The organism is Streptomyces sp. NPDC058812 (assembly GCF_042744565.1).
Classification (GTDB): domain Bacteria; phylum Actinomycetota; class Actinomycetes; order Streptomycetales; family Streptomycetaceae; genus Streptomyces; species Streptomyces thinghirensis.
On the sequence record NZ_JBHYOB010000015.1, the window covers coordinates 178,420 to 194,506 of the forward strand.

11 protein-coding genes are annotated in these 16,087 nt (G+C 71.1%); 8 read left to right on the top strand and 3 right to left on the bottom strand.

The window, feature by feature from the left end:
* Nucleotides 1-99 precede the first annotated feature (99 nt).
* Nucleotides 100-4,539, top strand: coding sequence for a hypothetical protein (locus ACFW48_RS27820; protein WP_386318985.1), 4,440 nt, complete (start codon nt 100-102; stop codon nt 4,537-4,539).
* A 79-nt stretch (nt 4,540-4,618) separates the two neighbouring features.
* A complete protein-coding gene (locus ACFW48_RS27825; RefSeq protein WP_386318988.1) occupies nt 4,619-4,798 on the top strand; it encodes a hypothetical protein in 180 nt (59 codons plus the stop codon).
* A 148-nt stretch (nt 4,799-4,946) separates the two neighbouring features.
* Here ACFW48_RS27825 and ACFW48_RS27830 read toward each other — a convergent pair whose 3' ends face one another.
* On the bottom strand, nt 4,947-5,708 hold the full coding sequence (locus tag ACFW48_RS27830; protein WP_386318991.1) for a hypothetical protein: 762 nt from the start codon (nt 5,706-5,708) through the stop codon (nt 4,947-4,949).
* A 131-nt stretch (nt 5,709-5,839) separates the two neighbouring features.
* Here ACFW48_RS27830 and ggt point away from each other — a divergent pair, with 131 nt between their 5' ends.
* Complete coding sequence (gene ggt / locus ACFW48_RS27835) at nt 5,840-7,642, top strand: gamma-glutamyltransferase (protein WP_386318994.1); 1,803 nt, start codon at nt 5,840-5,842, stop codon at nt 7,640-7,642.
* 42 nt (nt 7,643-7,684) lie between these two features.
* Here the strand turns inward: ggt and ACFW48_RS27840 are convergent, their stop codons facing one another.
* Together ACFW48_RS27840 and map are read right to left on the bottom strand one after the other, a co-directional pair.
* Nucleotides 7,685-10,213 (bottom strand): ATP-dependent Clp protease ATP-binding subunit, encoded by a 2,529-nt coding sequence (locus ACFW48_RS27840; protein ID WP_386318997.1) that lies wholly within the window; start codon nt 10,211-10,213, stop codon nt 7,685-7,687.
* A gap of 131 nt (nt 10,214-10,344) precedes the next feature.
* Nucleotides 10,345-11,121 carry a type I methionyl aminopeptidase gene (map, locus tag ACFW48_RS27845; protein ID WP_386319000.1) on the bottom strand — a complete coding sequence of 259 codons (777 nt, stop codon included), beginning with the start codon at nt 11,119-11,121 and terminating at the stop codon, nt 10,345-10,347.
* A 78-nt stretch (nt 11,122-11,199) separates the two neighbouring features.
* Here map and ACFW48_RS27850 point away from each other — a divergent pair, with 78 nt between their 5' ends.
* The 5 genes from ACFW48_RS27850 (at nt 11,200) to ACFW48_RS27870 (ending at nt 16,022) form a co-directional block, all read left to right on the top strand.
* Nucleotides 11,200-11,451 carry a helix-turn-helix domain-containing protein gene (locus tag ACFW48_RS27850; RefSeq protein ID WP_386319003.1) on the top strand — a complete coding sequence of 84 codons (252 nt, stop codon included), beginning with the start codon at nt 11,200-11,202 and terminating at the stop codon, nt 11,449-11,451.
* A 98-nt stretch (nt 11,452-11,549) separates the two neighbouring features.
* Nucleotides 11,550-12,008, top strand: a complete 459-nt coding sequence (locus tag ACFW48_RS27855) for a hypothetical protein (protein WP_386319006.1) — start codon at nt 11,550-11,552, stop codon at nt 12,006-12,008.
* Nucleotides 12,009-12,240: 232 nt separating this feature from the next.
* Nucleotides 12,241-13,083 carry a nitrilase-related carbon-nitrogen hydrolase gene (locus tag ACFW48_RS27860; RefSeq protein ID WP_386319009.1) on the top strand — a complete coding sequence of 281 codons (843 nt, stop codon included), beginning with the start codon at nt 12,241-12,243 and terminating at the stop codon, nt 13,081-13,083.
* Complete coding sequence (locus ACFW48_RS27865) at nt 13,080-14,363, top strand: aspartate aminotransferase family protein (RefSeq protein WP_386319012.1); 1,284 nt, start codon at nt 13,080-13,082, stop codon at nt 14,361-14,363. Before ACFW48_RS27860 ends, ACFW48_RS27865 begins: the two co-directional genes overlap by 4 nt.
* 42 nt (nt 14,364-14,405) lie before the next feature.
* Nucleotides 14,406-16,022, top strand: a complete 1,617-nt coding sequence (locus ACFW48_RS27870) for a PucR family transcriptional regulator (RefSeq protein ID WP_386319015.1) — start codon at nt 14,406-14,408, stop codon at nt 16,020-16,022.
* Nucleotides 16,023-16,087: the final 65 nt, after the last annotated feature.

Genomic DNA, 16,087 nt, shown 5'->3' on the forward strand with positions numbered 1-16,087 from the left:
CTTTCCACCCACCCCGGTGGCGCATCCCCGAGATCGCCGCCGGGTGGGCTGCCCGTGCCCGCTCAGTGGCACGGGCGCCGGTCAACACAAGGAGAATCGTTGAGATTCCGCAAGAGAGCACGAAGCTCCGTGGTGACACTCGTCGCCACGGCCGTGCTGGGAGGGACGGTCCAGGCCTCGGCCTGGGCCGACGACACGGTCGGCAAGTCGCCGTCCGTGCAGTCGAAGCCAGAAGCGCAGCGGAAGGACTCCGTGCCGTCCGCCGAGCGTGCGGCCGTCCTGGGGGAGGACTACAAGAAGTCCGGCGACCTCGCCTGGACCACCTCCGGCGACGTACGGGGTTTCCACCTGCTGACTGCACGCGAGAGCACGGGCTATCAGTGGCAGACCACGGCCTCGTTGTCCGAGCCGGGCTTCGACGCGGACTCGTGGATCGGCAACGCGTGTGTGACCGGCTCCGGCAAGCGCGCGGTCGTGGTGTACGCACCGCGGACGTTCACCAACGAGCCCGAGCTGATGGCACGCGGCGCCTTCACCGCGGTGGTCGACCTGGAGACGGGTCAGGTCACCAAGCTGAAGCTGCAGTCGACGCTCGCGTACTTCAATCCCGGCTGCGGCGTCGGCGAGAGCGCCGTACTGACCCAGGCCGGTGACGAGACCAAGAACGCCACCCGTCTGGTCCGTATCGATGCGGCGACCGGCAAGCTCGCCAAGCCCATCGAGACCAAGGGCCAGTTGACCTCGGCCGTCGTCACCAAGGACGGCTCGCTTGTCGGCGCGATGGGCGCACAGCTCGTCAAGGTGAACGCCCAGGGCCACAAGACCGCCCTGCTCAACACCGAATCGGTGCCGCACCGGATCGCCGCCGACGCGGACGGCGGCGTGGTCTTCCTCGACCGCGACCAGCCCGCCAAGGCGAAGCTCGGCAAGGGGCAAGCCCCGCGGTCGGCCGCCGGCGAGCAGTCGGCACGGGCCAAGCGCCTTACCGCCGCGCAGATCGCCTCCCCGGACGTCCGCAAGGCCAAGGCGCCTGCGTTCGCCGAGGGCCCGCTGACCGAGACCGGGCTGTCCCGCAGCGCCGGAAAGGTGTATCTGACCGGCAAGGCGAAGCGCATCCCAGGTCAGAACCTTCCGTCTGCCGTACGCCAATTGGCCAAGGCACCGAAGGACGCCAGGGTCTCCACGCGCGGCGAGGCCGTGCTGACCGAGACCGCCTGGACCGACGGGCAGGGTGCCCTGATCCGCGCCGACAAGCCGGATGCCGTGCGCCCGGTCAATGTCAAGCTGACGGCTGTGGACAGCGGTGAGGGGGCCGAGTTCACCATCGAGCCGGGTGAGCGGACCAGCGCCGCGTTCTCCGAGGGACTGGACCGCAGCCCCGCGCTCGCGGCGCCCAAGGACAGCGCGGCCGCCGAGGGCGGCATCAGCACCATGTCCGCGGACCGCAACGAGATCGTCGAGTCCGAGCGTGTCTGCTCCGTACCGCGCAACGATCCGCGGAACCAGGCCACCCAGCCCAAGCCGCGCCAGGTGGAGTGGGCGGTCAACCAGGCCATCCGCGGCAATCTGAACACGCACATCAGCCGTCCTGCGAACTGGAAGAGCCTGGGCATGCCGGCGTACCAGCCGCAGACCCTCTTCCCGAAGCCGGCCCTCGAGGGCGGCGGCGGCGTGCCCGCTCAGGTGATGCTTGGCGTCACCGCGCAGGAGTCGAACATGTGGCAGGCATCGCGCGTCGCGGTGCCCGGCGTCAGCAGCAGCCCACTGATCGGCAACTACTACGGCATCGACTACTACGACGGCGACTCCGCCAACGACTGGGACATCGCCTGGCCGGAGGCCGACTGCGGCTACGGCATCACCCAGGTCACCGACCACATGCGGATGGCAGGTCGCGAGGACGGTCACGGTGGTGAGGCCTGGCCTTACGAGAAGCAGCGCGCGGTCGCGCTGGACTACACCGCCAACGTCGCGGCGGGCCTGCAGATCCTCGTCTCGAAGTGGAACGAGACCAAGAAGGCCGGTCTGCAGATCAACAACGGCAACCCGGCGAAGATCGAGAACTGGTCGTTCGCGCTGTGGGCGTACAACGCCGGTTTCTATGCGAACAAGGGTGATGGCAGCCCGTGGGGCGTGGGCTGGGCGAACAACCCCGCCAACCCGATGTGGGACGCGGCTCGGTCACCGTTCATGGAGGACTCGGCGGGCAACGAGGAGGCCTCCGACGCGGCGCACCCGCAGGACTGGCCGTACCAGGAGAAGGTGATCGGCTTCGCCGCGCACCCGCCGTCCTTCCTCGAGGCGCCCGGCAAGCTGGTCCCCGCGTTCCGCGCGGCTTGGTGGAACGGCACCGAGGGCGGCGCGTCCGTCGACGGCTCCGCCGTGCAGAACCGTGCCAAGGCCAAGCCGCCGGAGAACACGTTCTGCGCCGCGGGCAACGAATGCGACCCCGGAAAGATCTCGGACGGGGCGCAGAACGAGACGGGTCTGGGCCCCTGCACCCGCAGCGACTTCAAGTGCTGGTGGCACATGCCGGTCACCTGGAAGACGGACTGCGACTACTCGTGCGGCAACGACTTCACGCGCTTCCCGGCCACCTGGGCCGAGGAGCCGGACGGCACCGCGTATCCGCCGAACTGCTCCCCGAACTCGGACCTCCCGGCCGGATCGATGATCATCGACAATCTGCCGTCGGGCGTTCCGGCGCAAAGATGCTCGAACACGTCCTGGACCAACGAGGGCACCTTCTCGATCGACTTCGGTGACGGAGACGGCGCGCACCCGACGATCGGCGGGCCCAATCGCTGGCCCTCCAAGGTCGACCTGCACCAGTTGGGCGCGGGTGCGGGCGGCCACTTCTACTTCGGCCACTCGCGCTCGGACGACGCCAAGGGCCAGCGCCTGGAGTTCACCGGTTCCTGGACCCTGAACAAGGACGTCAACGGCCCGGCGAAGATATGGGTGCATCTGCCTGATCACGGCGCGCACGAGACGCGCGCCCAGTACAAGATCCACACTGCCAACGGTGTCCGTACTCGAGTCGTCAACCAGATGGGGGACAAGAACCGCTGGGTCTCCATCGGCGCCTTCATGTTCAACGGCAGGCCCAAGGTGACCCTTTCGACGATCGCGCCGGGCGGCACGGGCGACAAGGACATCGCCTACGACGCCGTCGCGGTCACGCCGATCAACGGCAAGTACGTGGAGCGGAGCCTGACGGCCGCGGCGGTCTTCGACCCCAACCAGGACCTCAACTCCAACATGCCGGCGGAGATGGAGACCCCGCTGCGCACGATGACAACCCTGTACAACTGGGGCATCGGCCACGCGAAGTCGGGCCCCTACTGGCAGAATCCCGAGGCGGACCACTACGGCATCACCTGGCGGGCGCGCTGCCCCACGGCCACCCCGGTGGGCGAGTGCAGCGGCCAGAAGACCTATGACGCCGCCGAGAAGTGGTACCAGGACGTCAAGGCGGGCGGCAACAAGGTCCGCGCGGACGGCTCGGCGCCCGCCATGTCCATCCCGGTGTGGATGGCCATGGCCAACCAGCGTCCGGACACCTCCCAGCCGGCGAGCGTGGCGTTCCAGGACGACAACAGCTACAAGATCAAGAGCGATGTCGATGTGAGCTACATCGTCGACGAGTCGACCGGGAAGATCATCCCGGGCAGCGAGTCGGCGGGCTACAAGGTCCGCGTCGGCAACGCACACCTGCCGCACTTCGTCACCGATCTCATCAAGGCGATCGAGGCGGACTACGGCATCCCGAAGCCGAACATCAACTACACGACGTATGACGCGCTCGAGTACGGCCGCGACCAGTACGTGACCCCGTACACCACCGGTGACACCCCCGGCCAGGCGTACTTCCCGCACTTCCGCGGGGCGCGCCTGGACACCGACCAGAAGTGCGTGGACTTCCGCGCCGTGGGCGGCGGTGTGCACGGCTACCGGGCGATGGTCGCCTACCAGCACATCAACGACAACGTGAAGGCGTGGGTCGACAAGGTCAAGGCTCACCCGGAAACGAATAAGGGCATCCAGGACTTCGCCGGGGACATCTACTCGATGTTCTTCAAGAACTCCGGTGACAACAACGCCTTCGGCAGCATGATCGGCAATGCCCCGCCCATCTGGCAGGACATCGCGGCCGCCTTCTGCGCGGACGGCAGCGTCAAGCCGACGCACCTGGTGGAGAACCGGGACGCGGTGCCGAACAATGGCCTGGTGTGGCAGAGCTACATGCCGGACCTGTATGTCTACATCGATGATAAGATGACCGACAATCTCGGTCGCCCGTCCAACCAGCGGATCAAGCTGGGTGACTGGCGCAACTTCGGCAACCTGCCCGTGGGCAACGGTCACGCCTATGGCCAGTGCGACGCGATGGGCCGAGGTAGCGGAGGCAATCCGTGGGCCATTGAGGCACCGGTGCCACTGATCGGCGACGGCCCGAACGTACGCCCGAAGAAGGTCACGCACTGTGACTCACAGACGGGCCAGCACACGGAGTTCACCGAGAACTTCACGCCCTAGGGGCTGAACGTCGGGTGGCCGGGTTGTCCAAGGGCAGCCCGGCCACCCGCAATCCCCGGGAAAGGAAAGAAGAGTCACCATGGGATCCGGTGCGACCTTTGTCGTAGTGCCGCTGCTTTTCTACTGCGCGCTGATGGCGCTCTTCTGCCGCCGAGTCGCGCGGAGTTCGACACCGCGCATGGGGTGGGTGATGGCGGGGGGCGTGATCGGGCTGCCCCTCTGCCTCTTTTTCGGCGCGCTGATCGCGGCAGCGCTCTGACCGCTCCTCCCGGGACGAGGCCTCGATCCGACTCGGGCAGCGCCGCGAGCGACTCCAAGAGCTCGTAACACGATCATGAGCGGGTCTTCCTGACGCGTCTCCAGCAGATGAGGCCGCGGGCGAGGGGGAGGCCGGCTTCGCGTCCGGCTCACGAGGCCCGGTGGGAGTTGCGGGTCGTCGGTGCCGGTGCCGGCAGGGGGCTCGTCGCCGGCCGGGTCACGTCCCCGACCAGTTCGACGACATCCGGGCCGTACGCCTGCGAGTTGACCACCTTCAGCAGCAGCACGAAGGAGTTGTTGCCGTGCTTGCGGGCGAGCTTCTCGTGGTGGCGCGCGAGGTAGCGGGTGGCGGCCTGATTGGTGATCGCGCGCTGGCCGCAGAACAGGAAGGCCGGCCGGGCCTCGCGCCGGTCCCCGGCGGTGAGACGGGCCAGCAGGACGTACTCCGTGACGCCCGCGTCCATGCGGTAGCGCTCGCCGCCGATCTGGAAGGCGCCGCGGTCCGGGCCCGGCTCCGGATCGATGTTGATCCGCACCCCGGGCAGCATGGCCGCCATGTGGGCCACCATGCGCCGGTTCGACCCAGGACCGCCCACGCAGAACTCCGTACGCTCGCCGAAGCCCTGGTGGACCATGTCCTGGGTGACCACCTGGACGTGCGCGCCGCAGTCCTTGATCAGCGCGGACAGCTCCAGCAGCGCGAAGACGTCGAAGCGGTGGACCGCGGGTTCGGAGGCGGCGGGGTCCCGGTTGACGACCAGCAGCGACTCGGAACTGTCCGGCAGCCCGAAGAACGCCTGCTTGCGGCGGAGTCTCCGCTTCCACAGGTAGGTACGGGCGAACCAGCCCAGCGCGGCACTGATGCCCGCCGCCACCACGCCGAGGACGATGTTGCGTACGTCGTCAGTCATGGGCGCGCATGCTAGCGGGCATCGGCGTACCGGTGTTCGAGGGGCCGGAGGCGTATGCGTCCCCCATGTGCTCCTGACGCGACCATGGCGATCAACTAAGCTGCCCGAACGGCCCTTCCCTGGAGGTGCGGATGCGTCGCCCTGTCGCACGGAAACTGACGGTCCTGGCGGTCTCGGCCGCCGTGGTGTCGGTGGGGGCGGCGGCGCCACCCACCGCCCAGAGCAGACCCGCCGCCCCGAAGACCCCGGTCGCCGTCGGCTACGGCGGCGCGGTCGCCAGCGTCGACCCGGACGCCTCCGCCGCCGGCATCGAGATCCTGCGCAAGGGCGGCAACGCCGTCGACGCCGCCGTGGCCACCGCGGCCGCCCTGGGTGTCACCGAGCCCTACTCCGCCGGCATCGGCGGAGGCGGCTACTTCGTCTACTACGACGCCAAGTCCCGTACGGTGCGCACCATCGACGGCCGTGAGACCGCGCCGCTGACCGCCGACGAGAACCTCTTCACGGAGAACGGCGAGCCGATCCCCTTCGCCGAAGCCGTCAGCAGCGGCCTCGCCGTCGGCACCCCGGGCACACCCGCCACCTGGCAGACCGCTCTCGACAAGTGGGGCAGCCGCAAGCTCGGCTCCGTACTGCGGCCCGCCGAGCACCTGGCCCGGCACGGCTTCACCGTCGACGACACCTTCCGCTCCCAGACCGCCGCCAACGAACAACGGTTCCGCTACTTCCCGGACACCGCCGAGCTGTTCCTGCCGGGCGGTGAACTCCCGGTCGTCGGCTCCACGTTCAAGAACCCCGACCTGGCGCGCACCTACAAGGAGCTGGCCCGCGAGGGCGTCGGCGCGATCTACCACGGCGAACTCGGCGAGGACATCGTCGACACCGTCAACGAGCCGCCCGTCGACCCGGGCTCCGGCTGGAACGCCCGTCCGGGCGACCTGTCCGCGAAGGACCTCGCGGCCTACGGGACCAAGCTCCAGGCGCCCACCAGGACCTCGTACCGCGGCCTGGGCGTCTACTCCATCGCGCCCTCCTCCTCCGGCGGCACCACGGTCGGCGAGGCCCTCAACATCCTGGAGCGCACCGACCTCTCCAAGGCGAGCAAGGCCCGTTACCTGCACCGCTTCATCGAGGCGAGCCGTATCGCCTTCGCCGACCGGGGGCGCTGGGTCGGCGACCCGGCCTTCGAGGACGTACCGACGAAGGAACTGCTGTCCCAGCGGTACGCCGACTCGCGCGAGTGCCTGATCAAGGACGACGCGGCGCTCACCAGCCCCCTCGCTCCCGGCGACCCGCGGCACCCCGCCCCCTGCGCGGGCGGCGGCACGGCGGCGCCGACGACGTACGAGGGGGAGAACACCACGCACCTGACGGTGGCCGACAAGTGGGGGAACGTCGTCGCCTACACGCTCACCATCGAGCAGACCGGCGGCAGCGGCATCACCGTGCCCGACCGCGGCTTCCTGCTCAACAACGAGCTGACGGACTTCTCCTTCGCCCCGGCCAACCCGGCCGTCCACGACCCGAACCTGCCGGGCCCCGGCAAGCGCCCGCGGTCGTCGATCGCGCCGACGATCGTGCTGGACCAGCACCACAAGCCGGTCGTCGCGGTCGGTTCGCCCGGTGGCGCCACCATCATCACCACCGTGCTCCAGGCACTCACCGGGGTCATCGACCGCGGCCTCCCGCTCGTCGACGCGATCGCCGCCCCGCGCGCCAGCCAGCGCAACGCCGCGCAGACCGAACTCGAACCCGGTCTCCACGACAGCGGCGTGCGGGAAGAGCTGGAAGCCCTCGGGCACTCCTTCAAGCAGAACCCCGAGATCGGCGCGGCGACCGGCGTGCAGCGGCTGCCGAACGGCAAGTGGCTGGCCGCCGCCGAGAAGGAACGACGCGGCGGCGGCTCGGCGATGGTGGTACGGCCCGTGCGCTAGCGGCCTGCCGCTTGCCACCAGCCGCCAGCCGCCGGCCGGGATTCACAGCTCGGGGACGGGCCGCTCAGGCGTCCGGAACGCCAGCCGCCCGTCCTCGACGTCGACCGTCACCCGGCCGCCCTCCGCGATGCGGCCGTCCAGCAGCAGGCGGGACAGCTCGTTGTCGACCTCGCGCTGGATGGTGCGGCGCAGCGGGCGCGCGCCGTACTCGGGCTGGTAGCCGCGCTCGGCGATCCAGTCCACGGCCGCGTCCGTGAAGTCGACTGTGACGCCCTGCGCGTGCACCATGCGCCGGGTCTCCTCAAGGAGCAGGCTGGTGATCTGCCGTAGCTGCTCGCCGCTGAGCTGGCGGAAGACGACGATCTCGTCGATGCGGTTGAGGAACTCGGGCCGGAAGTGCTCGCGCAGCGGCCGCAGCACCTGCTCGCGCCGGGCCTCCTCGTCCGCCTCCGAACCACCGGCGCCGAAGCCGATACCCGCACCCCGCCGGGTGATGACGTCGGAGCCCAGGTTGCTGGTCATCACGACGACCGTGTTGCTGAAGTCCACCGTCCGGCCCTGGGAGTCGGTCAGGCGCCCGTCGTCGAGCACCTGGAGGAGGATGTTGAAGACGTCCGGGTGCGCCTTCTCCACCTCGTCGAGCAGGAGCAGCGAGTAGGGATGCCGGCGCACCACCTCGGTGAGCTGGCCGGCCTCCTCGTGCCCGACGTAGCCGGGCGGGGCGCCGACCAGGCGGCTGACGGTGTGGCGTTCCTGGTACTCGCTCATGTCGAGCCGCACCATGCGGTCCTCGCTGCCGAACAGCGCCTCGGCCAGTGCCCGTGCCAGTTCGGTCTTGCCGACGCCGGTCGGGCCGAGGAAGAGGAAGCTGCCGATGGGCCGGTCGGGGCTGGCGAGCCCGGCGCGGGAGCGCAGTACGGCGTCGGAGACGACCCGTACGGCCTCGTCCTGGCCGACCACCCGCTCGTGCAGGTGGGACTCCAGGCCCAGCAGGCGGTCCTTCTCCTCCTGGGTGAGGCTGCTGACCGGGATGCCGGTCTGCCGGGACACCACCTCGGCGATGGACTCGGTGCCTACCACCAGGTTCAGGCCCTCGTCGGCCTCGCCGCCGCCGTCGGCCTCGGTGATCCGCTGCTTCAGCTCGGTGATCCGGTCCCGCAGCTGCATGGCCTGTTCGTACTGCTCGTCCGTGACCGCCTGGTCCTTGTCCCGGATCAGCTGGTCGACCTCGCGCTCCATGGCGCGTACGTCCGTGCCCTTGGTGCGGGCCCGCAGCCGCACCCGGGCGCCGGCCTGGTCGATCAGGTCGATCGCCTTGTCCGGCAGCCGGCGGTCGGTGAGGTAGCGGTCGGACATCTCCACGGCCGCCACCAGCGCCTCGTCGGTGTAGCGGACCTGGTGGTGGGCCTCGTAGCGGTCGCGCAGTCCGCGCAGGATCTCGATCGCGTCGGCCGTGGTGGGCTCGGGGACCAGGATGGGCTGGAAGCGGCGGGCGAGGGCCGCGTCCTTCTCGATCCTGCGGTACTCCTCCAGCGTGGTGGCGCCGACGACGTGCAGCTCGCCGCGGGCGAGGGCGGGCTTGAGGATGTTCCCGGCGTCCATCGAGCCGCTCTCGCCGCCACCGCCCGCGCCGACGACGGTGTGCAGCTCGTCGATGAAGATGATCAGTTGGTCGGAGTGGGCGCGGATCTCGCCCACGATGTTGTTCATCCGCTCCTCGAAGTCGCCCCGGTAGCGGGTGCCGGCGACCACGCCGGTCAGGTCCAGCGCGACCACCCGGCGTCCGATCAGGACGTCGGGCACGTCGCCGTCGGTGATGCGCTGGGCCAGCCCCTCCACGACGGCGGTCTTGCCGACGCCCGCGTCACCGATCAGCACCGGGTTGTTCTTGCCGCGGCGGGAGAGCACCTCCACGGTCTGCTCGATCTCCCCCTCGCGCCCGATCACCGGGTCGATCCGGCCCTGCTGGGCCAGGTCGGTGAGGTCGCGGCCGTACTTGTCCAGGGTCGGCGTGTTCGTGGACCGCGGCCCCTCCGTGCGGCCCTTCGCGGCGTCCGGCGGCTCCGTCGGCAGACCCGAGGGTGCGAACCGGGCCGCGTTCAGGATGTGCCCGGCGGCCGAGTCGGGGTTGGCGGCCAGGGCGCCGAGCACGTGCTCCGGACCGATGTGCCCGGTGCCGGTCGACCGGGCCAGCTCGTGCGCGTCCAGCAGGGCGCGCTTGACGGCCGGGGTCAGGGAGAGCGAGGTCGGCGGCGGGACCTCGCCCGGCGGATGCTGCGCCGGGCCGGTCCGCTCGTCGATCTGCGACGCCATCGCGTCGGGGTCGGCACCGGCCCGGCTGAGCAGGCCCCGGGTCGGCTCGGCGGCGAGCGCGGCCCGCAGCAGGTGCTCGGTGTCCAGGTCCCGGCTGCCGTGCTCCGCGGCGTACTGGGCCGCGCCGCGCACCAGCTCCCGGGCGGGCTGGCTGAGCAGCCGCCCGATGTCGATCTGCCTCGGCCTGGGTCCGCCGAAGAAGCGTGCCAGGAATTCCGCGAACGGGTCACCCTCCGGGCCCATGAAGCCGCTGCTCATCGTTTCCGGTCCTCCGCTGCCTCGCTGATCGACGTGCCGGGGCCGGGTAACCCGGGCGGGGTGCGCTCATGCCCAACATGACACGTTCTGTTCCGGCGGGCATGTGCGGGAACCCCGGCTCCCGGACCGTCTCAGAGGCCGTCCCGCGAGGTCAGGACGCGCGGACCGGCCTCCGTGATCGCCACCGTGTGCTCCACGTGCGCCGCCCGGGAGCCGTCGTTCGTGCGCAGGGTCCAGCCGTCCGGTGCGCAGTGGTAGTCGTCCCGGCCGCCGCCGATCAGCATGGGCTCGATGGCGATGACCATGCCGTGGCGCAGGGGCAGCCCGCGTCCCGGCCGGCCCTCGTTGGGGACCCCGGGGTCCTCGTGCATGCGCCGGCCGATGCCGTGGCCGCCGAAGTCCTCCATGATCCCGTAGCCGGCCGTCCGGCACACCGTGCCGATGGCGTGCGCGATGTCGCCGATGCGGTTGCCGACGACGGCCGCGTCGATGCCCGCCGCGAGGGCCCGCTCCGCGGACTCGATCAGCGTCACGTCCGCCGCCCGCGGGGTGCCCACGGTGAAGCTGACCGCCGAGTCGCCGGCCCAGCCTTCCAGGATCGCGCCGCAGTCGACGGAGACGAGGTCGCCGTCGCGCAACCGGTAGCCGTCCGGGATGCCGTGCACGATCGCGTCGTTGACCGACGCGCAGATGACGGCCGGGAAGGGCGTCGGGGCGAAGGAGGGCCGGTAGCCGAGGAACGGTGACGCCGCCCCCGACTCCCGCAGCACCTCGTGCGCCACCGCGTCCAACTCCAGCAGGGACACCCCCACGTCCGCGGCCCGCCGCACGGCGGTCAGGGCGCGTGCGACGACCTGGCCGGCCTCGTGCATGGCATCGATCGACGTGTCTGTCTTCAGTTCCACCATGCCAATTACTATACCGGTATTTGAATTGGTCTCGACTCGACCCGGTCCGGTACGGGAAACCGGTATTAGAATGACGGCATGGTACGCACCCCCCTGACCCCCGAAGAGCGTGAACGCGGCGAGCAGCTCGGACGGCTGCTGCGTGCGGCCCGCGGCGACCGGAGCATGACGGTGGTCGCGGCCGAGGCGGGCGTCTCCGCCGAGACCCTGCGCAAGATCGAGACCGGCCGCGCGCCGACCCCGGCGTTCTTCACGGTGGCCGCGCTGGCCCGTGCGCTGGGGCTGTCCATGGACGAGCTGGCGGTGCGGTGCGCACTGGTGGCGGTGTGAGGGTGGTGTGACGCCACTCCCCGAAAACCCCCTGTAGCGGTGGCGTGACACGGCTGGTGTTCCCTACGTGACCGGATGGACCGGACCGGAGTCCTCCAGTGGGGCGGGAGCCCGAGCCACCGACCGCGGCGGCGGACCGGGCAGCGGCCGGCCGCCTCGTCGAGGCGCTGACGCGGCTGCGTGCCGAGGGCGCGGTGGGGAGGCGTACGCCTTGCTGGGCCGAGGCCGCGCACGGGCCCGCTTCCCGCTGCTCGCCGCGCGGCCGGAACAGGCCGGACTCGGCGCCGACGACCCTGCTGTGGGAGACCTCCTCCCTGCCCGCCGAAAGCCTGGTCGCCGAGGGCCGGCGCCGCGAGGGCCGCGCGCTCCTCGACGCCTGCGTCCGCGCCCGCACCCCGGAAGAGGCCGCCCGCAGCGTCGAACCCGCCCCGCCGGTCCTCGTACCGCTCCTGCTGGCGGCGGTCCACGAAGTCTCCGACGAACGCCACTGGGACCAGGGGGTGTCGTTCGGATCTTTCCGGAGCCGGGCGGGGCGCCGTTCCTCGGAGCCGGCCTGATCCGGACGCCACCCCCTCGTCCACGCCCTCCGCGTCGCCGGATTCGCCACCTGAAGCCCGCCTCAACCACCCCACCAGTCCCACCACTCACCCACAGGAGTGCGAATCGCGATCGACACCACGGCTTGGCGACGATGGTCTTGGCAAGCCCGTCCGGCCAGGCTTACGTTCGTCCCTCTACTGCCTGCTCTACGGGCGTAGAGGCTCTGACGTCGTGTCGAAGGAGCAGCTCATGGCCAACGTCGTACGTGCCGCTCTGGTCCAGGCCACCTGGACCGGCGACACCGAGTCCATGGTGGCGAAACACGAGGAGCACGCCCGCGAGGCGGCCCGGCAGGGGGCCAGGGTCATCGGCTTCCAGGAAGTCTTCAACGCCCCCTACTTCTGCCAGGTCCAGGACCCCGAGCACTACCGATGGGCCGAGCCCGTGCCCGACGGCCCGACCACCCGCCGCATGCAGGCCCTCGCACGCGAGACCGGCATGGTGATCGTCGTCCCCGTCTTCGAGGTCGAGCAGTCCGGCTTCTACTACAACACCGCGGCCGTGATCGACGCCGACGGCACCGTCCTCGGGACGTACCGCAAGCACCACATCCCGCAGGTGAAGGGCTTCTGGGAGAAGTTCTACTTCCGTCCCGGCAATCTCGGCTGGCCCGTCTTCGACACGGCCGTCGGCAAGGTCGGCGTCTACATCTGCTACGACCGGCACTTTCCCGAGGGCTGGCGGCAACTCGGCCTGGCCGGCGCCCAGCTGGTCTACAACCCCTCCGCCACCCACCGCGGCCTCTCCGCCCACCTGTGGCGGCTCGAACAGCCCGCCGCGGCCGTCGCCAACGAGTACTTCGTCGCCGCGATCAACCGGGTCGGGCAGGAGGAGTACGGGGACAACGACTTCTACGGGACGTCGTACTTCGTCGACCCGCGCGGGCAGTTCGTCGGCGAGACCGCCAGCGACACCAAGGAGGAACTCCTCGTCCGCGACCTCGACTTCGACCTCATCGACGAGGTGCGGCAGCAGTGGGCCTTCTACCGCGACCGCCGCCCCGACGCCTACGAAGGGCTGGTGCAGCCGTGACCAAGGACCTGTTCGGCCGGCACCGCGCCGTCCTGCCCGACTGGCTCGCCCTGTACTACGAGGACCCGCTGGAGATCACGCACGGCGAGGGGCGCCACGTCTGGGACGCCGCCGGCAACAAGTACCTCGACTTCTTCGGCGGCATCCTCACCACGATGACCGCGCACGCCCTGCCCGAGGTGACCAAGGCGGTGAGCGAGCAGGCCGGGCGGATCATCCACTCGTCCACGCTCTACCTCAACCGGCCCATGGTCGAACTCGCCGAGCGCGTCGCCCACCTCTCCGCCGTCCCGGACGCCCGCGTCTTCTTCACCACCTCCGGCACCGAGGCCAACGACACCGCCCTGCTGCTCGCCACCGCCCACCGGCGCAGCAACACCGTCCTGGCGATGCGCAACAGCTACCACGGCCGCTCCTTCAGCTCGGTCGGCATCACCGGCAACCGCGGCTGGTCCCCGACCTCGCTCTCCCCGCTCCAGACGCTCTACGTCCACGGCGGAGTGCGCACCCGCGGCCCCTACGCCCACCTGGACGACCGCGACTTCGTCGACGCCTGCGTCGAGGACCTCAAGGACCTCCTCGGCCACACCCGTCCGCCCGCCGCGCTGATCGCCGAACCCGTCCAGGGCGTCGGCGGTTTCACCTCCCCACCGGACGGCCTGTACGCCGCGTTCCGCGAGGTGCTGCACGAGCGGGGCATCCTGTGGATCGCCGACGAGGTGCAGACCGGCTGGGGCCGCACCGGCGAGCACTTCTGGGGCTGGCAGGCCCACGGGCGCAGCGGCCCGCCGGACATCGTGACCTTCGCCAAGGGCATCGGCAACGGCATGTCCGTCGGCGGCGTCATCGCCCGCGCCGAGATCATGAACTGCCTGGACGCCAACAGCATCTCCACCTTCGGCGGCACCCAGGTCACCATGGCGGCCGGCCTCGCCAACCTCACGTACCTGCTGGAGCACGACCTCCAGGGCAACGCCCGGCGCGTCGGCGGCATGCTCATCGAACGGCTGCGGGCCGTCGCCGCCCAGGTGCCGCACGTACGGGAGGTGCGCGGGCGCGGGCTGATGATCGGCATCGAGCTGGCCCGGCCCGGCACCGACGAGGCCACCCCCGAGGCGGCGTCCACCGTACTGGAGGAGGCCCGCGCGGGCGGGTTGCTCATCGGCAAGGGCGGCGGCCACAGCACCAGCGTCCTGCGCGTCGCCCCGCCGATGTCCCTCACCGTCGCGGAGGCCGAGGAGGGCGCCGCGATCCTCGAACGCGCTCTGCGGAGCATCTGACAGCCGTACACGGGCCGTGCATCGAGCAGAGGAACCGCCGCGATGACCTCCACCCTGGAGACCTTGGAGCACCACTCCTGGGAACCCGCCCTGTCGGTCCGTCAGGTCCTCACCCTGGAGCGGGTGCTCGCCGGGCAGCCCGAGGTGGTGGCCGGCGCGCACCGGCTCGACCGGCCGGTGCGCTGGGTGCACGTCGCCGAGGCCGCCGACGTCGGCGTGATGCTCAGCGGCGGCGAGATGGTGCTCACCACCGGGGTGCTGCTCGCCGGTGACGAGGACAAGCAGGGCGAGTACATCCGCTCCCTGCACCGCGCGGAGGCCGCGGCCGTCGTACTCGGCCTCGGCCGCGCCTTCCCCACCCCGCCGGAGGTGATGCGCCGGGTGGCCGAGCGATGCGGTCTGCCCATGGTCGTCCTGCACCGGCCCTTCCCCTTCGCCGAACTGACCGAGGAGGTGCAGTCCCGGCTGCTGCGGCGCAAGTTCGCCGCCGTCAGCCTCTCCGAGGCCGTACGCACCGAACTGACCGGCCTGATCACCGCGGGCGCCCCCGTGCAGCGCCTCCTCGACGAGGTGGCCCGGCACGGCGGCTGCCCGGTCGTCGTCACCAACCTCGCCCACCGCGTCCTCGCCACGGCGGGGGAGCGGCCCGCGGTCGACGACGTGCTCCGGGACTGGGAACGCATCGCCCGCCAGGCCGGCGCCGGTACGGCCGACGGCTGGATCCGCGCCGAGCTGAGCGGCCGCGGGGAACGCTGGGGACGGCTGGTGCTGTGCGGCTACCGCGGTGACCGGGCCGCCGGACGGCTGCTCGCCGACCGCGCCGCCGAGGCCCTCGTCCTGCACCGCATGCTCGGCGGCGACGGCACCCACGCCGGGGGCTCCGGGAACCCCGGCGGCTCCTGGGACTCCTGGGCGGCGCAGTCCGCGCGGAGCCTGCTCACCGACCTGGTCAGCGGTGCCGTACCGGCGCGGCAACTGCTGCCCCGGGCTCGCGCCGCCGGACTGCCGGTCAACCGGCGCGTCTTCGTCCCGCTCGTCGTCCGCGACCAGGAGCCCGCCCGGCTGAACCGCGTGCTGCGGCTGCTCGGCCTGCCCGGGATCGTCGCGGAACTCACCGACGGCACCGGCGCCGTCCTGCTCAGCCTCGCCCCCGACCAGGACGCCAGGGCGCTGACCGCCCACTTCGCGGCCCGGCTGCGGTCGGAGCCGGCGTCCGCCCACGCCGTGGTGGCGGCGGCCGACGCCCGCGCCGCCTGGGACGACGTACCCGCCGGGCTGCGCGAGGCCCAGCACGTCGCCGACGCCGTGGCCGACTCCGCGACCGCCCTCGACCCGCCGCCCGTCGTGCGGCTGCGCGACATCCACCTGCGCGGACTGGTCCGGCTGCTGCGCGACGACCCCCACGTGCAGTCCTTCGCCGAGCGGGAGCTGGACGGGCTGCTGCGCGGCCCCGACGAGGACCTGCTGTCCGTACTGCGCACCTACCTCGCCACCGGCCGCAACAAGTCCCGCACCGCCCAGCTCCACCACGTCTCCCGGCCGGCCCTCTACCGCCGTCTGGAGGCCATACAGGGCCGCCTCGGCGTCGACCTGGACGACTTCGAGCAGGCCGCCTCCGTCCACATCGCGCTCCTCGCCCACGACGCGCAACAGGGGTGACACCGTGCAATGCCCGACCCCCGCAGACGTGACACCGTGCCACTCATTCCGACCGGCCGCCCTTC